Below are 26858 nucleotides of genomic sequence, written 5' to 3' on the forward strand. Positions count from 1 at the left end.
AAACAAGAACTAACCGAAACAATCCACTCGTGACACGCAAGGCAGCGCAACACCACCATCCGGAAGGATAGGATGGCGCCTTTCCGGGGCTGCACCGTTCAGGGTGCCGCATACGCATGCATGTGGTGTTTCAACGAATCGTTGGGTCAGGGCTTCCTTGGTCCGGTCGCCGCGAACGCGCTGGCCGCCGCCGGGTGCAGGGGTGCCGTGCGGGCCCGGTCGGCCATGCCGTCGGCGGGCACAGTGTTGAAGACCGCATGCTGGCCCGCCAGGTCCTGGCGCTGTTCCAGCAGCACGCGCACCACTTCCGCAATCGCGCCATCGGGCACATCGGCGCGGGTGACCAGGGTGGCGGCCACGCCGATGGTGGCCACATCATCCTGCACGCCGGGATAGAGATTGCCGGGAATGATGGCGCGGGTCAGGTCCTTGCGGCCGGTCAGCAGCTTGTCGATGCCGGCACCCGTGATGGCCAGGGGCACGGCCCCACAGGTGGAGGTGGCCTGCTGCACGCTGGCATTGGGATGACCGACAGCGAAGAAGGCGGCATCCAGCTGCCCGGCACACAGGGCCGCCAGGGCGGCATCGGGCGCCAGATCGGCATCATCGTTCAGGCGCACGCCGGCCGCATCCAGCACAATGTCGGACAGGTTGCGCAGCGCCGATCCGCGCGGCCCCAGATTGACGCGCTTGCCCTTCAGCGCCGCCAGATTGTCGATTTGCGCGTCGGGCCGGACCAGCAGGGTCACCGTCTCCGCATGCAGCGTGGCCACGGCACGCAGATCCTTGAAGGCACCGGAACCGGCAAAACGCCCCTCCCCTCGGAACGCCGCCCCTTGCCAGTCGGACTGCACCAGGGCCAGATCGACGTCACCGGCGCGCAGCGCCGTCAGGTTCTGCACCGGCCCCTCCGTCGCCTCCACCAGACAGCGATAGCCATGGCGCGGCCTTTCCTGGTTGACCAGACGGCAGATCGCACCCGCTGCCGGGTAATAAAGGCCGGTGACCACACCGCTGGCCACCACAAGGGTCTTGGGCGACGGCGCCGCGGCCGGGGCCTGTGCGGCGGACGGAAAGGCGGCCAGCAGCAGAGCCAAGGCGGAAATCAGCGAAAAACGGGTCAAGCGCTCAGTCCCCGATCAACGGAAGGTGGCGGGTTCGGCGATCCAGGCCAGCGGATAGGCCTCTGTATTGGCCATCCCCTGCTGCAAGGTCCATTCGACGATACGCCGCAGCACGGCGCCAGTGGCCTGGTCGAAGGCCCGGATGATATCGTCAAGACCCGGGCTGCTGGCCCGCACCGTCGCCTCGAACGTATCTCCCGCGACGATGTTACGCCGGGGCAGGCGCACCAGCTTGGCATTGATGCGCACGGTGGCTTCCGGTGCCGTGTCGCGCGGATCGTGACCTTTGTAATTGGCATGGAAGTCGCGCAGGTCGGTCTTCAGGATGAAGTCGGCGCGCAAACCTGAGCGTTCAACGCCGACGGCCACGATGCGGCGGCTGTTCTCGAAGCTTTCCACCAGCAGGGTCTGCATCATGTCGGGGCCGGTATCGGCCCAGCTGGCGCCCGAGAAATAGGTCATGCGGTTGGACGTCTCGCCCAGCATGATGCGCGGCGTATCGACGGCAGAATTGGCCAGTGGCGTCTCCACCAGCAACTGCCAGGGCGCACGTGCCAGCCCGGCCGTGAATTCCCGCGCCGGGGTCAGCACATAGACCTTCTGCGCCTTACCGCCGGTCAGCAACTGGGCCGGCGTGCAGGATGCGGCCAGCGGTGCGGCGGCGGCCAGCGCCAGCAGGGCGCGGCGGTTCAGGGGCTTGGGCGAGGTCATTCCGCTTTCACTCCGCTATTGCCGCCGAACAGCAGGTCGGTCGGGTCGCGCTCCAGCCGGCGCGACACGCGGCTGAGATTGCTGGTCAGGTCCTGGAGGTGGATCAAAAGCTGGGACAGGTCATACAGGCCGGTGGCGGTGAAATCGCGGATGGGCTCGCGATTCTCCTCGATCATCCCGGCCAGCGACGCCGACAGCTTGTTGATCTCCTTGGTGGTCTTCGCCAGTTCGGCGGAGATCACGCTGGCGTCGCGGCCGACCTTGCCCACCGTGTCGTTGGTGGTGATCATCAGCACCTCCGCCTGCCTTCCCAGCACATTCACCTGGGCGCGCAAGTCAGCGATCAGCAGGTTGGAATTGCGCATCGTCTCGTTGGCATTGCCCGATGCCAGGGCCAGATTGGCCAGCAGCGTGCCGATGGATTTCTGATTGTCGTCGTTCAGCAGCAGTGTCAGCCGCTGGGAAATCTCCATCAGATTCTCCAGCACCTCCGGCGCCTTGGACAGCACGGCGGCAATGGAACTGGGGCGCGACGGGATGACCGGAATGCCGCTGACCTTCTCGCGCAGCAGCGGCGCCTCCCGGCTGCCGCCCGCAATCTCGACATAGACGCCACCGGTCACGCCCACCGGCTCCAGCGACGCGATGGCGTCGGTCTTGATGGGGGTGTCCTGCGGCACCTCGATGGTCAGCCGCACCTCCTCGACATTGTCGGGATTGATGCGGATATCGGTGACGGTGCCGACATTGACGCCCCGATAGCGTACCGGCCCGCCTTCCACCAGCCCCGTCACGGTGCCGGTCACCATGATGTAATAGGGCTGGATGGCCTTGTCGAACTGCACCTTGGCCAGCCAGATGACGAAGATGAAGGCGGCAGTGGCCAGCGCCAGGACGAAGGCACCGACAGCCGTGTAATTGGCCCGTGTTTCCATGCCCTAGTTCCCCTTCGCCGCACTGGCCGCGCGTCCGCGGGGCCCGTGAAAATAATCATGTATCCAGGGATGATCCTGGCGCAGCAGTTCGTCAATCGTACCGATGACCAGCTTCTTGTCCACCAGCACGGCAATGCGATCGCAGATGGCATACAGGCTGTCCAGATCATGGGTCACCATGAAAACGGTCAGACCCAGGCTTTTCTGCAAAGACCCGATCAGTTCGTCGAAGGCGGCGGCGCCGATCGGGTCCAGGCCGGCCGTCGGCTCGTCCAGGAACAGGATCTCCGGGTCCAGCGCCAGGGCGCGGGCCAGACCGGCGCGCTTGCGCATGCCGCCCGACAGCTGTGAGGGGTATTTGTCCCCCGCATCTGGCGCCAGGCCGACCATCGCCACCTTTACCCGCGCGATCTCATCAATCAGGTCGGGGGGCAGCCTTGTATGTTCCTTCAGCGGAACCATGATGTTTTCCAGCACTGTCAGGGAGGAAAACAGCGCCCCGTCCTGGAACAGCATGCCCCAGCGGGCCTGCAGCGCCAGCCTTTCCGCCTCCGACAGGGTGGCGGTGTCGCGGCCCAGCACCTGGATACGGCCGGCCGACGGGTCCATCAGCCCCACGATCTCGCGCAGCAGCACGGACTTGCCGGTGCCCGACCCGCCGACCAGGCCGATGACCTCCCCCTTGGTCACATCCAGATCGACGCCGTCATGCACGATCTGCGCGCCGAAACGCGTCTTCAGACCCCGGACGGAGATGACGGGCGCCGCCATGTCAGATCCCGATATAGGAGAAGAGGATGGAGAAGGCGGCATCCAGCAGGATCACCAGGAAGATGGAGATCACCACCGACCGCGTGGTCAGCAGACCAACGCTCTCCGCACTGCCGCTGACGCGCAAGCCTTCGTAACAGCCGACCAGGGCGATGACGGCGGCGAAGACCGGTGCCTTCGACAGGCCCACGAACAGGGTCGTGGTGCTGACCGCGATCTGCAATTGCCGGGCGAACTGCCCGAAATTGATGTCGAGATAGACATAGGCCATGATGGCGCCGCCCACCAGCGCCATCACATTGGCGAAGAATCCCACCAGCGGCAGGGCGATGACCAGCGCGAACAGGCGCGGCAGCACCAGCATCTCCACCGGGTCCAGGCCCAGCGTGCGCATGGCGTCCACCTCCTGGTTGACCTTCATCGTTCCGATCTGGGCGGTGAAGGCGGAACCGGAGCGGCCGGCGACGATGATGGAGGTCATCAGAATGCCGATCTCCCGCAGGACACCAATGCCCAGCAGGTTCACGACATAGATTTCGGCACCGAAACGACGCAGCTGATCCGCACCCTGATAGGCCAATACGATGCCGATCAGGAAGGATAGCAGGCCGACGATGGGCAGGGAATTCAACCCCACCTGCTCCAGATGGAAGAACAGCGGCTTCAGCCGGATGCGGGAGGGCGTGCGCAACAGGCGCAGGGCCGTCACTGTGACCAGGCCCAGGAAGGCCAGCATCGACAGGATGTCATGCCAAAGGCTAATCGTTGCGCGACCGATACGATCTGCCAACGGAAAGGCTGGGCGTTCCTGGGCGGGAACTGGGCTGCGCACGGCCACGCCGGCGGCGGCCCGCTGCACATCCTTCAGCAGGGTGCAAAGATCAGCGCGCGCGCCGACCACGGCCACGACATGGCCCTGGCCGCGCAGACGGCGGATCAACCGGTCCAGCAGCAGGGCGCCGGCCGTATCCAGCGCGGTCAGGCCCGACAGGTCCAGGCAGACGGGCGCACCCTTGCGCCCCGGACTGCGATTCTGCAATTGCGGGCCCAGCCGTTCGGCGGACGCAATATCCCAGCGACCGGCCGCGGCCAGAACAAACTGATTCTCTTCCCACGCGGCGGTGATTGTTCCGGTCTGCACGGTTCCTGGCCCTGGTGCGCCGCATCGATGGGGCGGCGCACCATGCCAATTGACATTAACCGTCCGGGCGGGTCAACACCCCCCTGCCCGACGGCGGATTACGCCACCAGGAAGAAGCTGTCGATATAGATATCGCGGCCTTCCTGCTGACCCCAGTTCAGATAATGGTAAAGCGGGTTCACATCATTCGCGACGACGTCGGGATTGTTCGTCAGATAGGTATCGACATCGAAGAACGGCGACGGGTTGCGGCCTTCCTTCCAGCCATAGAAGCTGAAATGTGTCCAGGGATCGACACCGGCTGCGGCCACGTCGGGATTGCCCTGCAGGTAGTAATCGACATCGAACAGCAGGTTGACGCTGCGGCCCTCGTTCTTGCCATAGGCATTGTAATGGTCGATGGCCGGGACATTGGCCGCGTCCACATCGCCGTAGACGGCAATGTAATAGCCGGCATCGAACACGCCGCTGGGACCGCCCAACCTTCCTTCGGTCTGGCCATGCAGGTTGTAGTGCTGCAGACCGCTGCTATAGGTGCCGTCCTGAACGGCGGCGAACACGTCGGGATTGCTGTTCAGGTAGAACTGCTCATCGAAGTCGAACAAGGGCGTCGGCTTGTACAGCGGCACTACCTTGTCGGCGAAAATGGCGAACTGGACATGGGTCAGCGTGTCCGTGCCCTCGAAACCCGAAATCACCACCGTTGGCGAATCGATACCCGAAATGGCATAGGCACTGGAATTGCCGCTGTAGACGGCGGCATTCAGCCCGCCGCCGCCATTCAGGCTGTCATTGCCAGCCCCGCCGGTCAGAAGATCGAAGCCGGTGCCGCCGACCAGCGTGTCATTGCCGTCGGTACCGGCGTGACGGGTGAATTGCGTATGGTTGCTCATGGATGTCTCCTCTCGGCCCTGGCTTGCTTGCCCAAACCTGGAACGTCGGGAGCGGTGAACTTGTCGCGGAAGTCTTTGGCACTACCATTCGAGCCCTAGATCGAACCTCAGAATGGCTGGGGAAGACTATCTCCCCCAGCCTATCCGGTCGGTTAAAACCAGGTAGGTTCTATGCTCGACTGTGCGTCGGTCATACAAGAACCCGCCATAAGTCAGGCGATGGCATAGAAGCTGGTGTCGATCTGCACCTGACGGCCCTCCTCCTGGCCCCAGTTCAGGTAATGGTAGAGCGGGTCGATGCCCTGGGCCGCCACGTCGGGATTGGCGGTCAGATAGGCATCGACATCGAAGAAGGGCGACGGGTTGCGGCCTTCCTTCCAGCCATAGGTGGAATAGTGGGTCCAAGGGTCAGCCCCGGCCAGGGCCACATCGGGATTGGCCTCCAGGTAATAATTGGCGTCAAAATACAGATGCGTGCTGCGCCCCTCGGCCCGGCCATTATTTTCATAATGGGTGACGGCGGCGATGCCGGCGGCCTGCACGTCGCCATAGACCTCGGCATAATAGGCCGCGTCGAAGCCGTCGGTGGCCTGATAGACGCGGTTTTCGAACTTGCCGTAATTCTCGAAATGCTCTTCACCACTCTCATAGATACCGGCCTGCACGGCGGCCAGCACGTCGGGGTTGCTCTGAAGATAGAAATCCTCGTCAAAGCCACCGAACAGCGGCGTCGCCTCGAACAGGGCGACCGTCTTGTCGGCAAAGACCGCGAACTGCACATTCTGCAAGGTGTCGGTGCCGTCGGCACCGCTGATGGTGGCGATGCCATTGTCGACATCGATGTCGTAATCGCGGGAATTGCCGGCGAAAACCGCAGCGTTCAGGCCGCCGCCGCCATTCACGACATCATTGCCGGCACCGCCCGTGATCAGGTCGAACCCGGCGCCGCCATTGATGGCTTCGGCCGCAGCGGTGCCGTTGATGACGTTGAAGTGGCTGTAGCTGGTCATGTCATATCTCCCATTCGTCACGTTTTGGCCGCCCCGTCGCAGCGGGGCGAAGATCGGGCCGGGATGGGTGCGGGGCATCGACATGCGCCTTGCGGGCGCAAGGATCCATCGCCGGCCATGCGACCGCCCGTGCGGGATATCTCCCAAAGCGGTCATGCCGGCTTAACGTTGAAAGACGGGCTTGGGCGCCGGGGGCATTGGCGTTACCCGGCCCGTGCTACCGATGCCAGGGTGCCGCGAAAGACGGGCACATCCCTACCCCATCGTGCCCGGATGCCAGCGCCGCAGCAGCAGACGCTGTACCCAGGACAGGGCGGCGAAGATGGCGATGCCCAGCAGGGACAGCAGGGTCAATGCCGCGAAAAGCCTAGGCATGTTCAAGCGGTTGCCGGCTTCGATGATGCGCCAGGCCAATCCGGACGCGGTGCCCGATCCGGCGACGAATTCCGCCACCACCGCCCCGATCAGGGCCAGCCCGCCGGAGATTTTGGCACCCGCGACAATGTAGGGCAGGGCGGACGGAAGCTGCAAATGCCACAGCATCTGCCAGCGCGTGGCGCCGTAAAGCCGGAACAGGTCACGCAGATTGGGGTCCACCGACGCCAGCCCGGCCGTGCTGTTCGACAGAATGGGGAAGAAAGCCACGATCCAGGCCAGGATCAGCAGCGACAGGTTCACCCGCTCATACCCGACCCAGATGATGACCAGCGGCGCGATGGCCACGATGGGCGTGACCTGCAAGATCACCGCATAGGGGTAAAGTGCGGCCTCCAGCGCGCGCGACTGCCGGAACAGCACCGCCAGCCCCACCCCACTGATCAGGGCCAGCAGGAAGGCCTGCACCGTGATGATCAGGGTGATCCACCCGGACTGCAACAGCAGCGGCGCATCGTTCCACAGGGCCCGCACAATCGCACTGGGCGGCGGCAGCACGAAGGGCGGGATCTCCCACACCGCCACCGCGATCTCCCAGAGGCTCAGGAACAGCAGCCCCACCAGCGGCGGCAGCAGGCGATAGGCCCAGTTCCCGCTCATGCCGGCTCCCCCATCGCCAGATGCAGCCGCTCCGACACCGCCCGGCAAAGGGCGCCATAGTCCCGGCCTGTGCGCACCGACAGGTCGCGCGGAAAGGGCAGGTCGACATCCATCTCCGCCACCACCCGGCCCGGCCGCGGTCCCATGATGGCGATGCGGCCGGACAGATAGACGCTTTCGAACACCGAATGGGTGACGAAGATCGCCGTGAACCGCTCCCGCCCCCATAAGGCCAGCAGATCATCGTTGAGCTTCAGCCGCGTGATCTCGTCCAATGCGGCGAACGGCTCGTCCAGCAGCAGCAGGCGCGGCCGCGTCACCAGGGCACGGGCCAGGGCCACGCGCATCTTCATGCCGCCCGACAATTCACGCGGGAAAGCCCTCAGGAAATCGCCCAGCCCCACCCGTCGCAACCCGTCCGCCGCCCGTTCCTGGGCCTCCGCCCTGGCCACTCCGGCCAGATCCAGCGGCAGGCGCACATTCTCGATGATACGGGCCCAGGGCATCAGGGTCGGTTCCTGGAACACGAAGCCGATATCGCCCCGCGCCAGCGGCCTTGACCAATCCACAGTCCCGCCCGTGGGGGGCATCAATCCGGCCACCAGCCGCAGGATGCTGCTTTTGCCGCAGCCGCTGGGGCCCAGCAGCGACAGGAACCCCCCCTCGGCCACGCCAAGGTCGATACCGTCCAGGGCACGGGTGCCGTTGGGATAGGTCAGGGACAGGCCGGACAGGCGCAACAGATCAATGCTCACGCCCGGTTCCCGATCTTCCGCCACACGACGCGCATCCGCTGTTCCTCTTTCGGCCGCAGGCTGATATTAGCCCGGCTGGAACTTTTGTCGAGCCGGGCGGAACAAGCATGATCCCCTCCCCCCATTTCCAGATCCTGGTGCGCGAGGTGGCGGTGGCGCTGCCCGTCGCGGGGCGGGCCGGTGATCTGGATATCCGTGTCAACCTGCGCCTGGGAACCTCGGTCACCGGTCCCTTCACGGGCGATCCCGACGACATCACCATGACGGTCGATTATTCGAAGATCGTGCGCCATATCCTGGGCGCTTTCCGCAACGAGGGTCCCTTTGTGGATGCGGAAGCCATGGCCCAGGCCCTGGGCCGCTTCATCTTCGATTTCGACACCCGCATCCTGTCGCAGAAGATTGCGATCCACAGCCCCGCCGACCCCGGCTTCACCGGCCAGATCGCCCTGGAGCGTCCCTCATGAGCCAGCCCCACGCCGTCCTGGTCACCGGCGGCGCCCGCCGGCTGGGGGCCGCCATGGCGCTGGCCTGTGCGCAGGCCGGCATGGATGTCGTCCTTCATTACCGCACGCCCGGTCCTGAGCTGGACGAAACCCTGGCCGCCCTGCGCGCCACCGGGGCAAAGGCCGTTTCCGTCGCCGCCGATCTGGCCGATCCCGCCCAGGTGCCGGGCCTAGTGCCGGCCGCCGCCGCCGCCCTGGGTCGCCCGCTGACCGCTCTGGTCAACAGCGCGTCGATCTTCGAATGGGACGATATCGCCAGCCTGACGGCCGAACGCATGCTGGCCCACTACCTGCCCAACGCTGTCGCCCCGGCCCTGTTGTCCCAGGCGCTGCTGGCCCAGTTGCCGGGCGGGGTGACGGGCGCCATCGTCAATATCCTGGACCAGAAGCTGGCCAGCCCGCATGGCGACCACCTGTCCTACACCCTGTCCAAATATGCGCTGATGGGGCTGGGGGAGGCACTGGCCAGGGCCGGCGCCCCGCGCCTGCGCGTCAACGCCATCGCCCCCGGCTATATCCTGCCCGCCCCCGGCCAGACGCAGGCGGAATTCGAGCGGCTGCATGCCCAGAACCCGCTGGGTATCGGCCCCGGCGCCGATGATGTTGCCCGCGCCTGCCTCTATCTGCTGCAAAGCGCGGTGACGACGGGCCAGACGCTCTATGTCGATGCCGGCCTGCGCTTCGCGGGGCTGGGGCGTGACATCAGCTTCTATTGATGTCGGCGGCTTCTGGTACTAATATGTGAGATATCGTTCCAAATCATAATGTGCAGCCGCTCGCACGGCCTGCCGGAGCCGCATCCCGCCATGATCATCTCCTCCACCCATGATTTCCGGGAAGCCGCCCGGCGCCGGGTTCCACGCTTCCTGTTCGACTATGCCGATGGCGGTGCCTATGCGGAGGAGACGCTGCGCCGCAACGTGTCGGACCTGGCCGGCATCGCCTTGCGCCAGCGGGTGTTGAAGAATGTGGCGGATGTCGACCTGTCCACCACCCTGTTCGGGCAGAAGATGGCCATGCCCATCGGCCTGGCGCCCGTGGGCATCACCGGCATGTATCACCGGCGCGGCGAGGTGCAGGCCGCACGCGCCGCCAACAAGGCCGGCCTGCCCTTCTGCCTGTCCACCGTCTCCATCTGCTCCCTGACGGAGGTGGCGGGCGGCACCGACGGGCCGCTGTGGTTCCAACTGTATGTCATCCGCGACCGCGCCTTCATGCGCGACCTGCTGGCCACCGCCAAGCAGCAGGGCGCCAAGGCCCTGGTCTTCACGGTGGACATGCCGGTGCCCGGTGCGCGCTATCGCGACAATCATTCCGGCATGTCCGGCCCCAACGCACCGTTACGACGGGTGCTGCAGGCCATGGGCCGGCCCGGCTGGGCCTGGGACGTGGGCATCAACGGCCGCCCACACAAGCTGGGCAACCTGACCCCGGTGCTGGGCGCCAAGAGCGGCCTGAACGATTACATGGGCTGGCTGGGCGCCAATTTCGATCCCTCCATCTCCTGGGCCGATCTGGACTGGATCCGCCAGGGCTGGGACGGCCCGCTGATCATCAAGGGCATCCTGGACCCCGAAGATGCCAAGGCCGCCGTCGATATCGGCGCCGACGGCATCGTCGTTTCCAACCATGGCGGCCGTCAGCTTGACGGCGTGCTGTCGTCGGCCCGCGCCCTGCCCGCCATCGCCGAAGCGGTGGGCGACAAGCTGAGCGTGCTGGCCGACAGCGGCATCCGCTCCGGCCTGGACGTGGTGCGCATGCTGGCGCTGGGGGCCCAGGGCGTGCTGCTGGGCCGCGCCTGGCTCTACGCCCTGGCGGCGCGTGGCGAGGGCGGGGTGACCCAGTTGCTGGACCTGTTCGCCAAGGAGATGAAGGTCGCCATGGCGCTGACCGGCGTGCGCTCCATCAAGGAGATCGACCGGTCGATCCTGGCGTGAGGGTTTATTGCTTCAGATAAAATTTTCTTTCCCGCTTTCCCGGCGAAGGCCGGGACCCAGGGGCCACAGGATCAACCTCGACGCGGCGTTTGTCAAAGCTGCCGACAGGTCGGGCGCCTGGCCCCTGGGTCCCGGCCTTCGCCGGGAAGGCGGATAAAGCAGTGGTTGTACTTAGACCTGACGGACTGAGGCGGCCCGCGCCGCTCCCGCCCTTACAGGTTGCGCGCGATCACCAGCCGCTGGATGTCGCTGGTGCCTTCATAGATCTGGCAGACGCGCACGTCGCGATAGATGCGCTCCACCGGGAAATCCTCGACATAGCCATAGCCGCCAAAGGTCTGGATGGCGTCGGAGCAGACGCGCTCGGCCATTTCCGACGCGAACAGCTTGGCCATCGACGCCTCCTTCAGGCAGGGCTGGCCGGCACCGCGCAGGCTCGCCGCATGCAGCACCAGCTGCCGCGCCGCCTCGATCAGGGTTGCCATGTCGGCCAGGCGGAAGGACACGGCCTGATGCTCGATGATCGGCACACCCATCGAGGTGCGGTCGCGGGCGTAATCGCGCGCCGCCTCGAACGCCGCCTGCGCCATGCCCACGGATTGCGAGGCGATGCCGATACGCCCGCCTTCCAGGTTGGCCAACGCGATACGGTAACCTTCACCCGGCTTGCCCAGCAGGGCCGACGCCGGGACCCGCGCATCCTCCAGCAGGATCTGCGCGGTATCCGAACTGCGCTGGCCCAGCTTGTGCTCCAGCCGTGCCACCTTGTAGCCGGGATTGTCGGTGGGCACGAGAAAGGCGGAAATGCCCTTCTTGCCAGCGGCGGGATCGGTGACGGCGAAGACCAGGGCAACGCCGGCATGCTGGCCATTGGTGATGAACTGCTTGGCGCCGTTCAGCACGTAATGGTCGCCATCCTGCACGGCGCGGGTCTTCAGGGCCGACGCGTCGGACCCGGCCTGCGGTTCCGTCAGGCAGAAGGCGCCCAGCAGGCGGCCGGCCGCCATGGGGCGTAGGTAGCGCTCCTTCTGCTCCGCATTGCCGAACTTCAGGATGGGCGCGCAGCCCACGGAATTATGCACGCTCATGATGGTGGAGATGGCGCCGTCCCCGGCGGCAATCTCCTCGATGGCCAGCGCGTAGGACACCGCATCGGCCCCCGCCCCGCCCCATTCCTCGGGCACCACCATGCCCAGCAGGCCCAAATCCCCCATCTCCCGCAGTTCATCTGCCGGAAACCGGCTTTCCCGGTCGCGCCCGGCGGCACCGGGGGCCAGGCGTTCGCGGGCGAATGTCCGGGCCATGTCGCGGATCATGACCTGTTCTTCGGTGAGAAGCATGGGGGTGGTCCTTTTGGAGGGAGTGTCCCGCGTGGGGCACTTCCGCGGGTTTGACGAAGCGCTTCTTCTCGCCTCCCCGGCGAAAGCCGGGGCCCAGGGGCCTCAAGATCAACCCTCTCGGCCGCTTGGATCAAAGCAGTTCAAATGTCGGGCCCGTGATCCTGGGGCCGGCTTTCGCCGGGGAGGCGAGAATGGGAGAAATGGGAGAAGGGTGGGAGTGGCGATTAAACCAGCTCCACCGCCATCGCCGTCGCCTCACCGCCACCGATGCACAAGCTGCCGACACCCCGCTTCAGCCCATGCTTCTTCAGCGCGTGCAGCAAGGTCACCAGGATGCGCGCACCCGACGCGCCGATCGGGTGGCCCAGCGCACAGGCACCGCCATGCACGTTGACCTTGGCATGGTCCAGGCCCAGTTCCTTCATCGCCGCCATGGCGACCACGGCGAAGGCCTCGTTGATCTCGAACAGGTCGACATCCTTGACGCCCCAGCCGGTCTTGGCGAACAGGCCCTGCATGGCGCCCACCGGGGCGGTGGTGAACCAGGCCGGCGCGCGGGCGTGGCTGGCATGGCCGACGATGCGGGCCAGCGGCGACAGGCCGCGCTTTTCCGCCTCCGACGCGCGCATCAGCACCAGGGCGGCGGCCCCGTCGCTGATCGAGCTGCTGTTGGCGGCCGTCACGGTGCCATCCTTGCGGAAGGCCGGCTTCAGGGTGGGGATCTTGTCGGGACGGCCCTTGCCCGGCTGTTCATCCTTCGCCACGACCACGTCACCCCCACGGCCCCTCACCGTGACGGGCGCCACCTCAATGTCAAAAGTGCCATCATCGACGGCGGCCTTGGCCCGGCGCAGGCTTTCCAGGGCATAGGCATCCTGCGCCTCGCGCGTGAAGCCGAAATGGGTCGCCGTATCCTCGGCATAGGTGCCCATGGCGCGCCCGCGCTCATAGGCATCTTCCAGACCATCCAGCGCCATATGGTCATACATCGTTGCGTGTCCGTAACGATAGCCGCCGCGTGCGCGATCCAGTAGATAGGGCGCGTTCGACATGCTCTCCATGCCCGCCGCCACCACAATGTCGGCGCTGCCGGCCAGGATCAGGTCATGGGCCAGCATGGTGGTCTTCATGCCGCTGCCGCACATCTTGTTCAGGGTGGAGCAGGTGACCGACAAAGGCAGCCCGGCACCCAGGGCCGCCTGCCGGCCCGGCGCCTGGCCCTGGCCCGCCTGCAGCACATTGCCCATCAGCAGTTCTTCCACGCTGTCAGCAGAAATGCCGGCGCGCTCCACGGCGGCCTTGACGGCGACGGCACCCAGCTGGGCGGCGGTCAGGCTGGAAAGATCGCCCATCATGCCCCCCATGGCGGTGCGGGCGGCGGAGACAATGACGATGGGATCGGCGCTCATGGCATTCCTCGGGGTCTTAGGATGGTTGGACCCAGCGTAGACTTGTCGCTTCCGATCAGCCATAACCGTTGCGATCAAATTTCCTGATCATTTATGTCAATCGCGAATGGGTCGGGACCTTGGCGGAAAAGGGCAGCATCTCCATCCAGTTCGCCGCCGCCGCCCTGACCGGGGCTGTGGCGCGCGGGATGCAGGCCGCGCCCATCCTGCGCAAGGCGGGGATTGATCCGGCCCTGCTGTCCAATCCCGATGCGCGGGTGCCGGTGCAGGCCTATGGCGCCCTGCTGCGGCTGCTGGCACAGCTGTTGGATGACGAGTTTTTCGGCCTGGACAGCCGGCGTATGAAGGTCGGGTCCTTCGCGCTGTCCTGCCTGCTGGCGCTCAGCGGGGAAGATCTGGGACGGGCGCTGACCCTGCTCTGCAGGTCCTACAATACCATTCTGGACGATGTGCGCGTCGGTCTGGTCCGCGACGGTCGGCGCGCGGCGCTGGAGATCGTGCCCACCCGGCCCGGCCAGCCTTTGTTTCCCTTCGCGGCCGAGACGCTGTTCACCTATATCCACGGCATCGCCTGCTGGCTGGCGCGCCGCCGCATCGTGATCGAGGAGGCAGAATTCCCCTATCCGCAGCCCACCCGCGCCGGGGAATATTTCGTGTTGTTCAGTACCCAGCTGCGCTTCGACCGGCCCGTCTGCCGCCTGTGGTTCGACGCCGCCACCCTGTCCCTGCCCGTGACCCAGGATACACGCACGGCGCAAAGCTTCCTGAACCAGGCGCCGGAGAGCTTCCTGGTGAAGTACCGCAATCCCGACGGCTTCGGCCGGCGCGTGGCCAATCTGCTGCGCCGGCGCTCCCCTGCCGACTGGCCGAATGCCGACGCGGCCGCCACGACGCTGCGCTGCTCCCCCGCCACCCTGCGCCGCATGCTGCGGCAGGAAGGCACGTCGTTCCAGGCCATCAAGGACCGGCTGCGGCTGGAGTTGGCGCGGGATGCCCTGGCCCGGCCGGACCTGTCCATCGCCGATATCACGGTGCTGCTGGGGTTTGCCGAACCGGCCGCCTTCAACCGCGCCTTCCGGCAATGGACGGGCACGACGCCCGCCCGATACCGGCGGGATCAAATCTCCACGTGACCGCCCAGTTCCACCACGCGGTTCAGCGGCAGGTGGAAGAAGTCGGCGGTGGTGGTGGCGCTGCGCATCAGAAAAGCGAACAGTTCCTCCCGCCATGGCGCCATGCCCGGTTCGGCCGACGGCACCACCGTTTCCCGCGTCAGGAAGTATGAGATGCGCAACGGTTCGTAATCAAATCCCAGGTCAGTGCGCTTGGCATTCGCCAACGCCTTGGGCACGTCGGGATCGTCCATGAAGCCGCAATACATGGTGACGCGGAACACGTCGTCACGCATTTTCTCCGACACGATGCGCTCCCCGATGGGCACGCGCGGACGCTCCGTCACCTTCACCGTCATCACCACCACCCGCTCATGCAGGACATGGTTGTGCTTCAGGTTGTGCAGCATGGCCAGCGGCACGCCGTCGGGGTCCGACGTCAGGAAGATCGAGGTGCCGGGCACCCGCGTGACGCGCTGCGACAGGGTGTTCAGGAACTCCTGCAAAGGCATGGCGCTGTCGCGCAGCTTGGCATGCAGCAGCTTGCGGCCCATCTTCCAGGTGGTCATCAGGATGAAGGCCACGATGCCGGCCGCCAGCGGGAACCAGCCGCCATGGGTGATCTTGGTTGCCGTGGCCAGGAAATAGGCGGCATCGACCAGCAGCAGCAGAATGAAGAACCCCATGGCGAACTTGCCGTTCCATCCCCAGTGATGGAAGGCCAGCAACGCCACCAGCGTCGTGGTGATCATCATCGTGCCCGTCACCGCCACACCATAGGCCGACGCCAGATTGGTCGATGACCCGAAGCCCAGCACCAGCCCTACCACCGCGATCATCAGCGACCAGTTGATGAAGGGCATATAGATCTGCCCCATCTCCTTTTCCGACGTATGGATGATGTTCATGCGCGGCAGATAGCCCAGCTGGATGGCCTGACGCGTCACGGAGAAGGCGCCGGATATCACCGCCTGGCTGGCGATGATGGTGGCCAATGTGGCCAGCACCACCAGCGGCATGGCGGCCCAGGACGGCCCCATGAAGAAGAACGGATTGGCGGCCGACTCCGGATTGCTCAGCAGCAGGGCGCCCTGGCCGAAATAATTCAGCATCAGGGCCGGCCAGACCAGCATGTACCAGGCCAGCCGGATGGGCCCGCGCCCGAAATGCCCCATATCGGCGTATAGCGCCTCTGCCCCCGTCACAGACAGCACGACGCTGCCCAGCGCCAGGAACCCGATCCAGCCATCATGCGCCAGGAAGGCCACGGCATAGTGCGGCGACAGGGCCGCCAGCACGCCCGGAGCCTTGCCCAGATTGACGACGCCCAGAACGGCCAGCACCACGAACCAGATCAGCATCAGCATGCCGAACGCCCCGCCCAGCGCGGCCGACCCCTTGGCCTGCACCGCAAACAGGCCGACCAGGATGACAATGGCGATGGGCAGGGTCCAGGGTGCCAAGTCCGGGGCCGCAACCTGCAACCCCTCCACCGCGCTCAAGACTGAAATGGCGGGCGTGATGGCGCTGTCGCCATAAAAGAGAGCGGCCGCAAACACGCCCACGGCACCGGCCAGCGTGGTCAGCCTGGCATTGTTGGCCAACGCCTTCTGCAGCAGCGCCAGCAGGGCGAAGGAACTGCCCTCCCCCTCATTGTCGGCGCGCATGATGATGGCGACATACTTGATCGACACCACCAGCATCACGGTCCAGAACACCAGCGACAGCACGCCCAGCACATGCATGCGGTCCACCGGCAACGGGTGCGGCCCGGCGAAGGCTTCCTTCATGGCATAGAGCGGGCTGGTGCCGATATCGCCGAACACCACGCCGATGGCGGACAGGAACAAGGCGCCGAACGAGGATCGCGGCGCATCATGCGCCGCACTGGCCGATTGTCCCACGGTTGAACGCCCCTGTCCCCAAAATGCTGCGCTGCGAACGCTACCCGTTTCGACGGCACTGCGCAAGGAAGGGGCGTTTGTGGTTAACGCCGATGGTGACCGCGCGCCGGCGGCACGGACCCGTAGCCGGATGCCGCCCTGCGCCCGTCTGGACGGGACGCTGACGCCGGGCTATGAAAGGCCATGGATGATCTGACGCCGCAACAGCCCCTCACCCGCCGCGCCCTGCTGGCCACGGCGGCGGCTGGTCTGGCGCTGTCGGCGGCCCCGGCACGGGCCCTGTCACTGTCCGGCACGATCTGGGAACGCACAGGGCGGCTGGCGCAGCTGGACCCCTATCTGCTCTACGCCGTCTCCTATGTGGAAAGCCGGTTCGACCGACGGGGTCGCACGGGACCCTGGCCCTATGCCGTGCGCACCACGGCCTTGTCCTACCATCCGGAGAATTTCGAGGCGGCGATGGACCTGATCCACCGGTTGCCTGCGGAAGACGTCAAGGATGCCGATCTGGGCTGGATGCAGGTGAATGTGCGCTGGCACGCCCACCGCGTGCCCGACATCAGCCACCTGCTGCATGCCGACATCAATCTGCGCGTCGGTGCCGGCATCCTGCGCGAGGCGCTGGACAGTTTGCCGGGCGACCCGGCTTTGGCGATCGGCCGCTACCATACCTGGATGGATCAGGCCCGCGGCCGCGACTATGGCAACCGCGTGTTGGCGCTGCGGGCGCGGCTGAAGGCTGCCGCCTGACCCTATCCCACGAAGGTCAGCAACGGCGCCCAATCGCCGCGCAAATCCGCCGCGCGCTTGGCCTTCTGGTCGAACAGGGTCAGGCCTTCCGCGGCCAGGTCGGTATACATCTGGCTGTCGCGCAGGCGTGCCACCACCTGATGGCCGGCACCGGCCAGGAAGGCATCCAGCCGGTCGGCGGCCTTGGTGCGGGCACGCAGGCGGTTGCCGACGATGGCCACGGGCACCTTCTCCTTGGCGATGGCCTTCACCTCCTCCAGCTTGTCCAGGAAGCGGGCCGTCGCCGCTTCGTCGAACGCGCCGGGCAGAACGGGCAGCACCACCACATCGGACAGGCGGATCAGTTCCTCCACATCCTTGGGGCGCATGGCGGCGGGCGCATCGATGACCAGCCGGCCGGTGCCGGCGGGCGGCTTGCCGATCTCCTTCACCCAGTCCAGTCCCTGGATGGGTGACGCCGTGTCCGGCCGGGTCTTCAACCAGCCCAGGGAGGATTTCTGCCGGTCCAGGTCGGCCAGTGCCGTCTTGTGCCCATGACCCGCGAAATAGGCGGCCAGATGCGTGGCGATGGTCGTCTTGCCGACACCGCCCTTGATATTGCTGACCAGAATCGTGCGCATGGGGGTTCCTTATGCTGGGAGCGGGCGGCAGCGGGGCTCAGCGCTCCCCATCCCCGTCTTCCTTGCCATCTTGCCAGAAGGGCTTGGCATCGGCGAAGCGATGCCAGTCGGCCACCGTATCCTCTTCCAGGTCGTGCAGGCCACGGGCGTGCCAGCCGGCGACCAGACCGGCCCCCAGCCGCCAGTCGGCGGGCAGCGCTGCACCGTCGGCCTTCTCCAGCTCCGCCACCAGCTTGTCCACGGTGGCCACGTCCTGCAGATGACCCAGCCGGTCCTGGAAGGCCGACATATCCTCCAGGAACCGGCGCAACGCCTTGCCCTCATACAGCGACCGGAAGAAATCGGCGGCATAGCGCAGCTTCTTCAGGGAGATGCGCAGTTCATGCCGGGGCGCCGGCGCCAGCCGGGCGAAGCCGCGTCCGCGTTTGCGGGCCTGGCGGTGGCGCTTGTCCAGCAGGGCGCCCGCCATCTCGATCACCGGCGACAGCAGCAGGGTCGATTGCTCGCTGACCGGCTGGTTGCGCCATTCCCGTCCATCAACCCAGGCGGCCAGGTCCAGCAGCAGGGCGGTGTGGGCCGGGTCGGCCAGGGTGGCGCGCACCAGCGCATAACCGCGGTCCCGCGCCGCCCGCGCCGCCATTTCCAGCGACGCCAAACCATCATGGCCCGGCAGCGCGGCGGTGACGGGGGGCAGCAGCTCACCCAGGAACACGTCCCATTCCCGCGCCGGGCCCAGGGCATCGGCCAGCGCCTTCACCCGCGGGCCCAGACTGTCCATCTGGTCGGCCGGGATGAAGGGGCGGAAGATCTGCAGGGCCGAGCGCAGGCGGCGCAGCGCCACACGCATCTGATGCACCCCTTCCGGATCCTGGCCCAGGCGCGTCACCGGCTCGTTGGCCATCAGATGGGCCAGGCAATGGCGCACGATGGATGAGAGCGCCTCCTCCACCGTGCCATCGGGGGCCAGCACCAGCTTGGATGCCTTGGCGCTGACCGGGGTGGCGCCGGACGACAGGGCATAGCCGCGGGCCGACTTGGTCGCCATCTCCAGACGCACCGGCACCTCGGCATGGATGACGCGGGCCAGATCGTAAAGGGCGGCCGTGTCCGTGCCCTCGATCAGTTCCAGTTCCGCCTCATGCACGGGCAGGGACAGGCCGCCGGGGGCCACGATCTCCCCCTGGTCCAGTGCCACCTCCACCACCAGGCCGGGGCGCGGGCAGAGATGGCGGACCTGGCGGCGGATGCGGGTTTCGAACACGGGCACCAGATCGTCATTACCGATCTCCCCCAGCCCTTCCAGCACCGTGGGATCGGGCAGCAGCGACAGGTCGGGGCGGGGTTGGGCCACCTCCACTTCCCATTCCCCGCGCACCAGGGCACCGGCGCCGGGCTTGGGCGCCGATTTCAGGGTCTGGATCAGCTTGCGGCCGACGCGGCGCACACGCAGGGAAAGGCCGGCGGCCACCAAGCGGCGGTCCTCTGTATCGAAATAGATGCTGTCCAGCGACTTGACCTTGGGCTTGGCGATGGTGTCCGAAAGACAGGCAAGCCCGCGCAGCCGATCCATGTCGGCCGGCGCCACCGCCAGTTTCAGTTCAATCTCCAGGCTGGACATAAGCACACCACAAACACGCCAAAGCACGGCCGGCGGGCTGATTCGCCCCGGATTCCGGCCGTTTCAATCCAACGATGACAATTTCGTGAAGGGCTGTCTATCGCGCGCGGCGATTTTTTTGCAACCGACCCGCCAAGGGGTGGCGGTTGAAAGCGCCCCCGCAATGGTGTTTGCTGCCGCCCGGCCATCGCCTGCCCAAACATATTTTGACGGGGACCTTCTCCATGCGCTTCCAGACCCTCGACACCATCGACGTTTCGGCCAAGACCGTGCTTGTCCGCGCCGATTTGAACGTGCCCGTCGCCGATGGGCAGGTCAGCGACACCACCCGCATCGACCGGCTGGTGCCGACCTTGAAGGAAATCGCTTCCAAGGGCGCCAAGGTCGTCATCATGTCGCATTTCGGCCGCCCCAAGAACGGTCCGGACGAGAAGAACAGCCTGCGCCAGGTGGTGCCGGCTCTGGAAAAGGCCCTGGGCGCACCCGTCGCCTTCGCCACCGATTGCGTGGGCGAGGCGGCAGCATCGGCCATTGCCGCCTTGCCGGCCGGTGGCACGCTGCTGCTGGAAAACACCCGCTTCCATGCCGGTGAGGAAAAGAACGATCCGGCGCTGGCCAAGGGGCTGGCGGCACTGGGCGACATCTATGTCAATGACGCCTTCTCGTCCGCCCACCGCGCCCATGCGTCGACCGAAGGCATCGCCCATCTGCTGCCCAGCGCCGCCGGCCGGCTGATGCAGGCGGAGCTGGAGGCATTGGGCAAGGCGCTGGCAGCACCGGAGCGGCCGGTGGCGGCCGTGGTCGGCGGGGCCAAGATCTCCACCAAGCTGGACCTGCTGCTGAACATGGTGAGCAAGGTCGATATCCTGATCCTGGGCGGCGGCATGGCCAACACCTTCCTGTTCGCCAAGGGCGTGTCGGTGGGCTCCTCGCTGTGCGAGCGCGACATGGCCGACCAGGCCCGCGCCATCATGGAGAAGGCGGCGGCCGGCGGATGCGAAATCGTGCTGCCGGTCGATGGCCTGATGTCCAGAGAGTTCAAGGCCAATGCCGACCATCGCGTCACCGCCGTCACCGATATCCGGGATGGCGAGATGATGCTGGATGCCGGTCCCGCCACCGTGGAACTGGTGGGCAGGAAGCTGGAAGGCGCCAAGACCCTGGTCTGGAACGGCCCGTTCGGCGCGTTCGAGCTGGTGCCGTTTGACAGCGCCACCAACGCCGTGGCCGCCATCGCCGCCAACCTGACGGCGCAAGGCAAGCTGCTGTCGGTGGCCGGTGGTGGCGACACGGTGGCGGCGCTGGAACATGCCGGCGTGGCCGACCGCTTCTCCTATGTCTCCACGGCCGGCGGGGCGTTCCTGGAATGGCTGGAAGGCAAGGAACTGCCCGGCGTGGCGGCACTGGAAAAGCAGGGGTAACCATCCCCATGCGGCAGTCCGCCGCTTGGCCGCCGGTGGAAGGAGTGACAAGCTGAGATCACCCATTTCCTGCCGGAGGGCCTCGCCATGCCGCCCCTGATCCGCTTCATGCTGCGTCACGCCGCCCTGGGCTTCGGCCTGGGCGTGGCCGTGGCCGCCATCATCGTCGCCACTGACGCGCTGCATCTGCGCAGCCTGGCCATGGCCACCCAGATGGGCTGGCTGGGGCTGGGCGTCTTCTGCTTCCTGACAGGACTGACCATCGGTTCCCTGCAGATCGGCTTCGCCGTGATGCTGCAGGGAACCGATGATGCGGCAGGGTCCGGCGGCGGACACGGGGCCCGCCTGGTGCCGATCCCCGTGCGAGAGCGGTTTTGATTGCGCCTGGAAACCGCTCCGGCGGCGACCGCCGCCGCGCGCCTCGTGGCGCGTAAGCCAAGCCGCGGATGCGGCGCCGGCGCTTGAAGAAAACGAAAACCTAGAGCGTGTTTCCGGTCATCGGAAACACGCTCTGACAATCGCCGTCGTTAAGCCTTCTGCACCACGCCGTCGATACGGCGGTTCAGGCCCAGCGGGTTGGCACGCTTCAGGGCCACCGGCAACAGGGCATCGGGAATGTCCTGATAGCAGACGGGACGCAGGAAACGGTCGATGGCCAGCGTACCGACCGAGGTGGCGCGGCTGTCGCTGGTGGCCGGGAACGGGCCGCCATGCACCATGGCGTGGCAGACCTCCACACCCGTGGGCCAGCCATTGGCCAGGATGCGGCCGGCACGGCGCTCCAGCGTCGGCAGCAAACCGGCCGCCGCCTCATGGTCGCCCTCGTCCAGATGCAGCGTCGCCGTCAGCTGGCCTTCCAGATGCTCCAGCACATCCTTCAGCACACCGACATCGGCGCAGCGGATGATGACCGACGACGACCCGAACACTTCCGCCCCCAGCGCATGGTCGGACAGGAAGTCGGCCGCCGTCACACTGAACAGGGCACCCGCACCCTTGTTGCCGCCGGCTTCGGCCACGCGGGCCACGGTAGTGACCTTGTCATGCCCGGCCAGCGCCGCCACGCCCGTGCGATAGGCCTGGCAGATGCCGGGCGTCAGCATGGTGATGGGGGCGACATTGGCGAGTGCGGCAGCGGCCGCGGCCGTGAACCGCTCCAGGTCCGGACCATCCACAGCCAGGATCAGGCCGGGATTGGTGCAGAACTGGCCCGCACCCATGGTCAGGGAGCCGACAAACGCCGTCCCCAGCGCCTCGGCCCTGGCCGACAGGGCAGCGGGCAGCAGGATGACGGGGTTGATGCTGCTCATCTCCGCATAGACGGGGATGGGTTCGGGGCGCGACTGGGCGATGCGGATCAGGGCCTGACCGCCGCCGCGCGAACCGGTGAAACCCACGGCCTTGATGCGCGGGTCGGCCACCAGGGCCTGACCGAACTCGCGCTGCGTGCCCGACAGCAGGGAGAACACGCCCTCATGCAGGCCCAGCTCCGCCACGGCCGCAGCAATGGCCTCGCCCACCAGTTCCGACGTGCCGGGATGGGCGGAATGCACCTTCACCACCACGGGGCAGCCCGCGGCCAGCGCCGACGCCGTGTCGCCACCCGCGACGGAGAAGGCCAGCGGAAAGTTCGATGCGCCGAACACCGCCACCGGGCCCACGGCAATGTTGCGCAGGCGCAGGTCGGCACGTGGCAGCGGCTTGCGCTCCGGCAGGGCGCCATCGATGCGGGCCCCCAGCCAGTCGCCATTGCGCAGCACGGACGCGAACAGGCGCAGCTGGCCGACGGTACGGCCGCGCTCGCCTTCCAGCCGGGCGCGGGGCAGGCCGGTTTCGGCGCCCGCACGCTCCAGCAGTTCGTCGCCGATAGCCACGATATTGTCGGCGATCTTTTCTAGGAAACGGGCACGATCCTCCGGTGCCGTCTCGCGGAACCCGTCGAAGGCGGCCCAGGCCAGGGCGCAGGCCTGATCGACATGGGCCGGATTGGCCTGGGCGAAGGCGGGTTCGATCTGCGCATCGGCGGCCGGATCGACAGCCTTGAACCCGGATTCAGTGGCGATGCGGCTACGGCCGATCAGCAGTTTCCCATGCAGAGACATCGTACACTCCCGCTTGACATGTTTCCTCCTGGCCGCCGGTTCGCCCGGGGCCGGTCGGCGGTATTGTTACCGCTAACGAACCCGCCATGACAAGCCGTTCCCTGGGCAAGGGAACCTGGAGGATGTGTGCGATAATTAGTAATACTAATATGTCGCCAACAGCAATCGACAGACGGGCAATGCAGCCGCGCCACGCGGGCGGTTGCAAAGGTGCGGCGTTATTTTAAGGAGGGGCAAAACCAAGCTGGTCGAAACCGGGGGGTCGCCAAATGCTTCAGCAAAGGATGCAGAGTTGTCACCGGCTTCATCAAGCAGCCACCCAAGAAGAAAAGGGTGGAGGATGGTGCCCCGAGTCGGATTTGAACCAACGGCCTACCGCTTACGAAGCGGTTGCTCTACCGCTGAGCTATCGGGGCGCCGCGGTGAAGTGGGCGGGGTTATAGCCAAGGGCTCCCGGCTTGGCAACAGTGATTTTCACCCCATCAGCCGATTATCATCGTCAGGCCCCCGCATGGCACCAATGCGGTCATACTGCTCCGTCAGGCGCCGGGCGGGCGCATCCGCGCCCTTGGCTAGCGCGCCATGTGGCGCGGGCCGGCGGTCGCCGGCCTCCAGCAGCAATTTTCAATGGCTGCTGGTATTGTTCCGGTGACGAACCGGTTGGAACGGGCGATGGACGATTGGGTGGTGCCGCTGGTGTTGCTGGCGGCGTTGATGCATGCGGGCTGGAACAGCCTGCTGAAGGGCGGGGGCGACCGGCTGGTGGGGATCACCATGCTGAATGTCTGGTGTGCCGTGGCGGGGCTGTTCCTGCTGCCCTTCACAGGGCCGCTGCCTCTGGCGGCCTGGCCCTATCTGGCGGCCTCGCTGGCCTTCCATACCGCCTATCAGGTCTTCCTGGTGCGCACCTATCGGCTGGGCGACCTGTCCCAGGTCTATCCCATCGCACGCGGGTCAGCACCGCCGCTGGTGGCGCTGACCGGGCTGGTGCTGGGCACCGACCCCTTGCGGCCGGGGGAAGGGTTGGCCGTGCTGCTGATCGCCGCGGGCATCGCAGCATTGGCCCTGCGCGGCGGGGCGGGATTGCGGACCGATCCCCGGCCCGTGCTGATGGCCCTGGCCACCGCGTCCTTCATCGCCGGATATACGACCCTGGACGGGCTGGGTGCGCGGGTCGGCGGCGATAGCGTTTCCTACACCGCCTGGCTGTTCATCCTGAACGCCCCGCCCATGGTGGCACTGGCCTGGGCTCGCCGTGGCGGGAAGGGCCTTTGGCAAGCCATGCTGGCCGGATGGCGGCGCGATCTGGTGGGCGGGGCCATGGCGCTGACCGGCTATGGCATCGCCATCTGGGCCATGACCCATGCGCCCATCGCCCTGGTCGCCGCCCTGCGGGAGACCAGTGTGATCTTCGCCCTGCTGATCGCGAAATTGTGGCTGCGGGAACCCGTGGGTCGCTGGCGCACGGGTTCGGCCTTGCTTGTGCTGGCGGGCATCGCCACGCTGCGGCTGGCCTAAGGGGGAGATGTCGATGCCAACCCATGTCTGCCTGCTGCGCGGCATCAATGTCGGCGGCAACAAGATCGTGAAGATGGCGCTGTGGAAGCAGCTTTATGAGGAGATGGGCTTCACCCGCGTCCGCACCCTGCTGCAATCCGGGAACATCGTCTTCGATGCCCAGAGCGGCGAGGGCCTGGCGGAGCGGCTGCCGGCGGCGTTCGCGGCACGATTCGGCTTTTCCGCCGACCATGTGCTGCGCGATGCGGGGGCGCTGGAGGCGGCCATCGCCGGCAATCCCTTCCCGGATGCGGCGGAGACCGCGCCCAACCATCTGCTGGTATTCTTCCTGTCGGGCGTGCCCGATGCGGGGGCGCTGGCCCGGCTGAAAGCGCTGATCGGGGACGGGCCGGCGCGGCTGCACGCGGCCGGCGACGTACTCTATCTGGATTTCGCCGGGGCTATCCTGCAGAAAGCCATCGATCCGGTGAAGGTGCTGAAGGCGGCCGGCGTCACCGGCACGTCGCGCAACTGGACCACCTTGGGCAAACTGGCGGCACTGGCATGCCCGACCTGAGCCATCACCTTACTCACTTGGCGCAAAGCCAGGGTCGAACCGACACCGATCCGGAATTTTGCGGTGAAACGCCAAATCGACACCCCCTGTGACGTGGGATACTGTTCCGGCATGGTTAATCGGCTTATCTTTCCGTGCAGGTCCTGTACCGACAAGGAAGCGTCCCCATGCTGCTGCGCCATGCCCCGGATTTGAACGAACGCGATGTGACGCCGCACGGCCTGTATCTGGATCGCCGCCGCCTGCTGGCCGGGTTCGGCGGGCTGATGCTGGCGGGCGCCGGCGCGGCGCGGGCCGCGGTGAAAAGCCCGTTTTCCACGGACGAGGCGCCGACCAGCCTGAAGGACATCACCAGCTACAATAATTTCTACGAATTCGGCACCGACAAATCCGACCCGGCCCGCAATGCCGGCCGCCTGACCGTGAAGCCATGGAAGGTGAAGATCGACGGCATGGTGGGCAAGCCGGGGGATTACGACCTGGACGATATCCTGAAGCCGGTGACGCTGGAGGAACGCATCTACCGCATGCGCTGTGTGGAGGGCTGGTCCATGGTCATCCCCTGGACGGGCTTTCCCCTGGCCACCCTGCTGAACCGGGTGGAGCCGCAGGCGGGTGCGAAGTTCGTGGCCTTCGAAACGCTGGTACGCCCGTCGGAAATGTCAGGCCAGGGCGGGTTCTTCAAGATCCTGGACTGGCCCTATGTGGAGGGGCTGCGCCTGGATGAGGCGATGAACCCCCTGACCCTGCTGGCCACGGGCCTTTATGGCCAGAACCTGCCCAACCAGAACGGCGCGCCGCTGCGGCTGGTGGTGCCGTGGAAATACGGGTTCAAGGGCATCAAGTCGATCGTGCGCATCACGCTCACCGACAAGCAGCCGGCCACCAGCTGGAACATCCAGGCGCCGCAGGAATATGGCTTCTATTCCAATGTGAACCCTGAGGTCGATCATCCGCGCTGGAGCCAGGCGACGGAACGGCGCATCGGCGATGGCGGCGGCCTGTTCGCCAAGCGCCGCCCCACCCTGCCCTTCAACGGCTATGGGGAACAGGTGGCCGGGCTCTATGCCGGCATGGACCTGCGGAAGTTCTATTGATGGCGCTGGCCAACCTGCGCATCCAGCCGCGTTTTCCCACCTGGCCCGTCTATCTGGCGGGGCTGTTGCCGGCGCTCTGGTACCTGTATCAGGCGATCTATGGCGATCTGGGCGCCGATCCGCTGAAGGTGCTGGAACATGCGATGGGGGAATGGGCCCTGCGGTTCCTGATCCTGGGCCTGGCCATCACCCCGCTGCGGCGGGAATTCGGCATCGGCCTGCTGAAATACCGCCGGGCCATCGGGCTGACGGCGTTCCTCTATGTCGTGCTGCATCTGGCTGTGTACGTCTGGCTGGACCAGGGGCTGGACTGGCGCGCCATCTGGGCCGACATCATCAAGCGGCCCTATATCACCATCGGCATGGCGGGCTTCCTGCTGCTGCTGCCGCTGGCCGCCACCAGCTTCAACGCCGCCATCCGCTGGCTGGGCGGGCGGACCTGGAACCGGCTGCACAGGCTGGTCTATGCGGCGGTGCTGGCCGGTGCGGTGCATTATGTGATGCTGGTGAAAAGCTGGCCGCCGGAGCCGCTGGTCTATCTGGGGATCGTGGCGGCGCTGCTGGGCTGGCGGGTGTGGCGGCGGGCGTAGAAT

26 protein-coding genes and 1 tRNA gene are annotated in these 26858 nt (G+C 66.3%); 11 read left to right on the plus strand and 16 right to left on the minus strand.

Annotation, left to right across the window (positions count from 1 at the left end; translation table 11 throughout):
* Nucleotides 1–146 precede the first annotated feature (146 nt).
* The 9 genes from AC1Q7F_RS11215 to AC1Q7F_RS11255 form a co-directional block, all read right to left on the minus strand.
* A complete protein-coding gene (locus tag AC1Q7F_RS11215; protein WP_492506732.1) occupies nt 147–1124 on the minus strand; it encodes a TAXI family TRAP transporter solute-binding subunit in 978 nt (325 codons plus the stop codon).
* A 15-nt stretch (nt 1125–1139) separates the two neighbouring features.
* Entirely contained in the window at nt 1140–1835 is a 696-nt protein-coding gene (locus AC1Q7F_RS11220; RefSeq protein ID WP_492506734.1) for an ABC-type transport auxiliary lipoprotein family protein, read from the minus strand.
* The gene (locus AC1Q7F_RS11225) at nt 1832–2770 is read right to left on the minus strand and encodes an MlaD family protein (RefSeq protein WP_492506736.1); all 939 of its coding nucleotides are present in this window, start codon (nt 2768–2770) and stop codon (nt 1832–1834) included. Before AC1Q7F_RS11225 ends, AC1Q7F_RS11220 begins: the two co-directional genes overlap by 4 nt.
* Nucleotides 2771–2773: 3 nt before the next feature.
* A complete protein-coding gene (locus AC1Q7F_RS11230; RefSeq protein WP_492506738.1) occupies nt 2774–3541 on the minus strand; it encodes an ABC transporter ATP-binding protein in 768 nt (255 codons plus the stop codon).
* 1 nt (nt 3542) lies between these two features.
* Nucleotides 3543–4682, minus strand: a complete 1140-nt coding sequence (locus tag AC1Q7F_RS11235) for an ABC transporter permease (RefSeq protein ID WP_492506740.1) — start codon at nt 4680–4682, stop codon at nt 3543–3545.
* Nucleotides 4683–4780: 98 nt separating this feature from the next.
* Nucleotides 4781–5575 (minus strand): hypothetical protein, encoded by a 795-nt coding sequence (locus tag AC1Q7F_RS11240; RefSeq protein WP_492506742.1) that lies wholly within the window; start codon nt 5573–5575, stop codon nt 4781–4783.
* A gap of 212 nt (nt 5576–5787) precedes the next feature.
* Nucleotides 5788–6585, minus strand: a complete 798-nt coding sequence (locus tag AC1Q7F_RS11245) for a hypothetical protein (protein ID WP_492506744.1) — start codon at nt 6583–6585, stop codon at nt 5788–5790.
* 255 nt (nt 6586–6840) lie between these two features.
* On the minus strand, nt 6841–7620 hold the full coding sequence (locus AC1Q7F_RS11250) for an ABC transporter permease (RefSeq protein WP_492506746.1): 780 nt from the start codon (nt 7618–7620) through the stop codon (nt 6841–6843).
* Nucleotides 7617–8375, minus strand: a complete 759-nt coding sequence (locus tag AC1Q7F_RS11255) for an ABC transporter ATP-binding protein (protein WP_492506748.1) — start codon at nt 8373–8375, stop codon at nt 7617–7619. Before AC1Q7F_RS11255 ends, AC1Q7F_RS11250 begins: the two co-directional genes overlap by 4 nt.
* Nucleotides 8376–8482: 107 nt before the next feature.
* Between AC1Q7F_RS11255 and AC1Q7F_RS11260 the strand changes: the two genes are divergently transcribed.
* The 3 genes from AC1Q7F_RS11260 (at nt 8483) to lldD (ending at nt 10818) form a co-directional block, all read left to right on the plus strand.
* Nucleotides 8483–8842, plus strand: coding sequence for a hypothetical protein (locus AC1Q7F_RS11260; RefSeq protein ID WP_492506750.1), 360 nt, complete (start codon nt 8483–8485; stop codon nt 8840–8842).
* Nucleotides 8839–9597, plus strand: a complete 759-nt coding sequence (locus tag AC1Q7F_RS11265) for an SDR family oxidoreductase (RefSeq protein ID WP_492506752.1) — start codon at nt 8839–8841, stop codon at nt 9595–9597. Before AC1Q7F_RS11260 ends, AC1Q7F_RS11265 begins: the two co-directional genes overlap by 4 nt.
* Nucleotides 9598–9687: 90 nt before the next feature.
* Nucleotides 9688–10818, plus strand: a complete 1131-nt coding sequence (lldD, locus tag AC1Q7F_RS11270; protein ID WP_492506754.1) for an FMN-dependent L-lactate dehydrogenase LldD — start codon at nt 9688–9690, stop codon at nt 10816–10818.
* 212 nt (nt 10819–11030) lie between these two features.
* On the opposite strand, the gene AC1Q7F_RS11275 is transcribed toward lldD, so the two are convergent.
* Nucleotides 11031–12158, minus strand: coding sequence for an acyl-CoA dehydrogenase family protein (locus tag AC1Q7F_RS11275; RefSeq protein ID WP_492506756.1), 1128 nt, complete (start codon nt 12156–12158; stop codon nt 11031–11033).
* Between the two features lie 224 nt (nt 12159–12382).
* Nucleotides 12383–13567: an acetyl-CoA C-acyltransferase gene (locus AC1Q7F_RS11280; RefSeq protein WP_492506758.1), complete on the minus strand. Its 1185-nt coding sequence runs from the start codon at nt 13565–13567 to the stop codon at nt 12383–12385.
* Between the two features lie 119 nt (nt 13568–13686).
* On the opposite strand from AC1Q7F_RS11280, the gene AC1Q7F_RS11285 reads away from it, so the two are divergent.
* Nucleotides 13687–14700, plus strand: coding sequence for an AraC family transcriptional regulator (locus tag AC1Q7F_RS11285; RefSeq protein WP_492506760.1), 1014 nt, complete (start codon nt 13687–13689; stop codon nt 14698–14700).
* Here the strand turns inward: AC1Q7F_RS11285 and AC1Q7F_RS11290 are convergent.
* Nucleotides 14685–16583 (minus strand): potassium transporter Kup, encoded by a 1899-nt coding sequence (locus tag AC1Q7F_RS11290; protein ID WP_492506762.1) that lies wholly within the window; start codon nt 16581–16583, stop codon nt 14685–14687. The two genes, AC1Q7F_RS11285 and AC1Q7F_RS11290, sit on opposite strands and share 16 nt — an antisense overlap.
* 183 nt (nt 16584–16766) lie before the next feature.
* Between AC1Q7F_RS11290 and AC1Q7F_RS11295 the strand changes: the two genes are divergently transcribed.
* On the plus strand, nt 16767–17333 hold the full coding sequence (locus AC1Q7F_RS11295) for a lysozyme family protein (RefSeq protein ID WP_492506764.1): 567 nt from the start codon (nt 16767–16769) through the stop codon (nt 17331–17333).
* Between the two features lie 2 nt (nt 17334–17335).
* Here the strand turns inward: AC1Q7F_RS11295 and AC1Q7F_RS11300 are convergent, their stop codons facing one another.
* On the minus strand, nt 17336–17953 hold the full coding sequence (locus tag AC1Q7F_RS11300) for a ParA family protein (protein ID WP_492506766.1): 618 nt from the start codon (nt 17951–17953) through the stop codon (nt 17336–17338).
* Nucleotides 17954–17990: 37 nt separating this feature from the next.
* The gene (locus AC1Q7F_RS11305; protein WP_492506769.1) at nt 17991–19571 is read right to left on the minus strand and encodes a CYTH and CHAD domain-containing protein; all 1581 of its coding nucleotides are present in this window, start codon (nt 19569–19571) and stop codon (nt 17991–17993) included.
* A 224-nt stretch (nt 19572–19795) separates the two neighbouring features.
* Here AC1Q7F_RS11305 and AC1Q7F_RS11310 point away from each other — a divergent pair, with 224 nt between their 5' ends.
* A complete protein-coding gene (locus AC1Q7F_RS11310; protein WP_492506771.1) occupies nt 19796–20992 on the plus strand; it encodes a phosphoglycerate kinase in 1197 nt (398 codons plus the stop codon).
* 87 nt (nt 20993–21079) lie between these two features.
* On the plus strand, nt 21080–21370 hold the full coding sequence (locus AC1Q7F_RS11315; protein ID WP_492506773.1) for a hypothetical protein: 291 nt from the start codon (nt 21080–21082) through the stop codon (nt 21368–21370).
* Nucleotides 21371–21519: 149 nt separating this feature from the next.
* On the opposite strand, the gene AC1Q7F_RS11320 is transcribed toward AC1Q7F_RS11315, so the two are convergent.
* Both AC1Q7F_RS11320 and AC1Q7F_RS11325 read right to left on the minus strand, forming a co-directional pair.
* Nucleotides 21520–23094: an aldehyde dehydrogenase (NADP(+)) gene (locus AC1Q7F_RS11320; protein WP_492506775.1), complete on the minus strand. Its 1575-nt coding sequence runs from the start codon at nt 23092–23094 to the stop codon at nt 21520–21522.
* Nucleotides 23095–23435: 341 nt separating this feature from the next.
* Nucleotides 23436–23510 (minus strand) — tRNA-Thr (locus AC1Q7F_RS11325).
* A gap of 211 nt (nt 23511–23721) precedes the next feature.
* Here AC1Q7F_RS11325 and AC1Q7F_RS11330 point away from each other — a divergent pair.
* From AC1Q7F_RS11330 to msrQ, 4 genes are all read left to right on the plus strand, one after another.
* Nucleotides 23722–24612, plus strand: a complete 891-nt coding sequence (locus tag AC1Q7F_RS11330; protein ID WP_492506777.1) for an EamA family transporter — start codon at nt 23722–23724, stop codon at nt 24610–24612.
* 13 nt (nt 24613–24625) lie between these two features.
* Nucleotides 24626–25168 (plus strand): DUF1697 domain-containing protein, encoded by a 543-nt coding sequence (locus AC1Q7F_RS11335; protein WP_492506779.1) that lies wholly within the window; start codon nt 24626–24628, stop codon nt 25166–25168.
* 167 nt (nt 25169–25335) lie between these two features.
* Nucleotides 25336–26265 carry a protein-methionine-sulfoxide reductase catalytic subunit MsrP gene (msrP, locus tag AC1Q7F_RS11340; RefSeq protein WP_492506781.1) on the plus strand — a complete coding sequence of 310 codons (930 nt, stop codon included), beginning with the start codon at nt 25336–25338 and terminating at the stop codon, nt 26263–26265.
* Nucleotides 26265–26855: a protein-methionine-sulfoxide reductase heme-binding subunit MsrQ gene (gene msrQ / locus AC1Q7F_RS11345; RefSeq protein ID WP_492506783.1), complete on the plus strand. Its 591-nt coding sequence runs from the start codon at nt 26265–26267 to the stop codon at nt 26853–26855. The genes msrP and msrQ overlap by 1 nt, the downstream gene beginning before the upstream one ends.
* The last annotated feature ends 3 nt before the right edge of the window (nt 26856–26858 follow it).

It is taken from the genome of Niveispirillum sp. GW835-FHT14G11 (assembly GCF_058793615.1).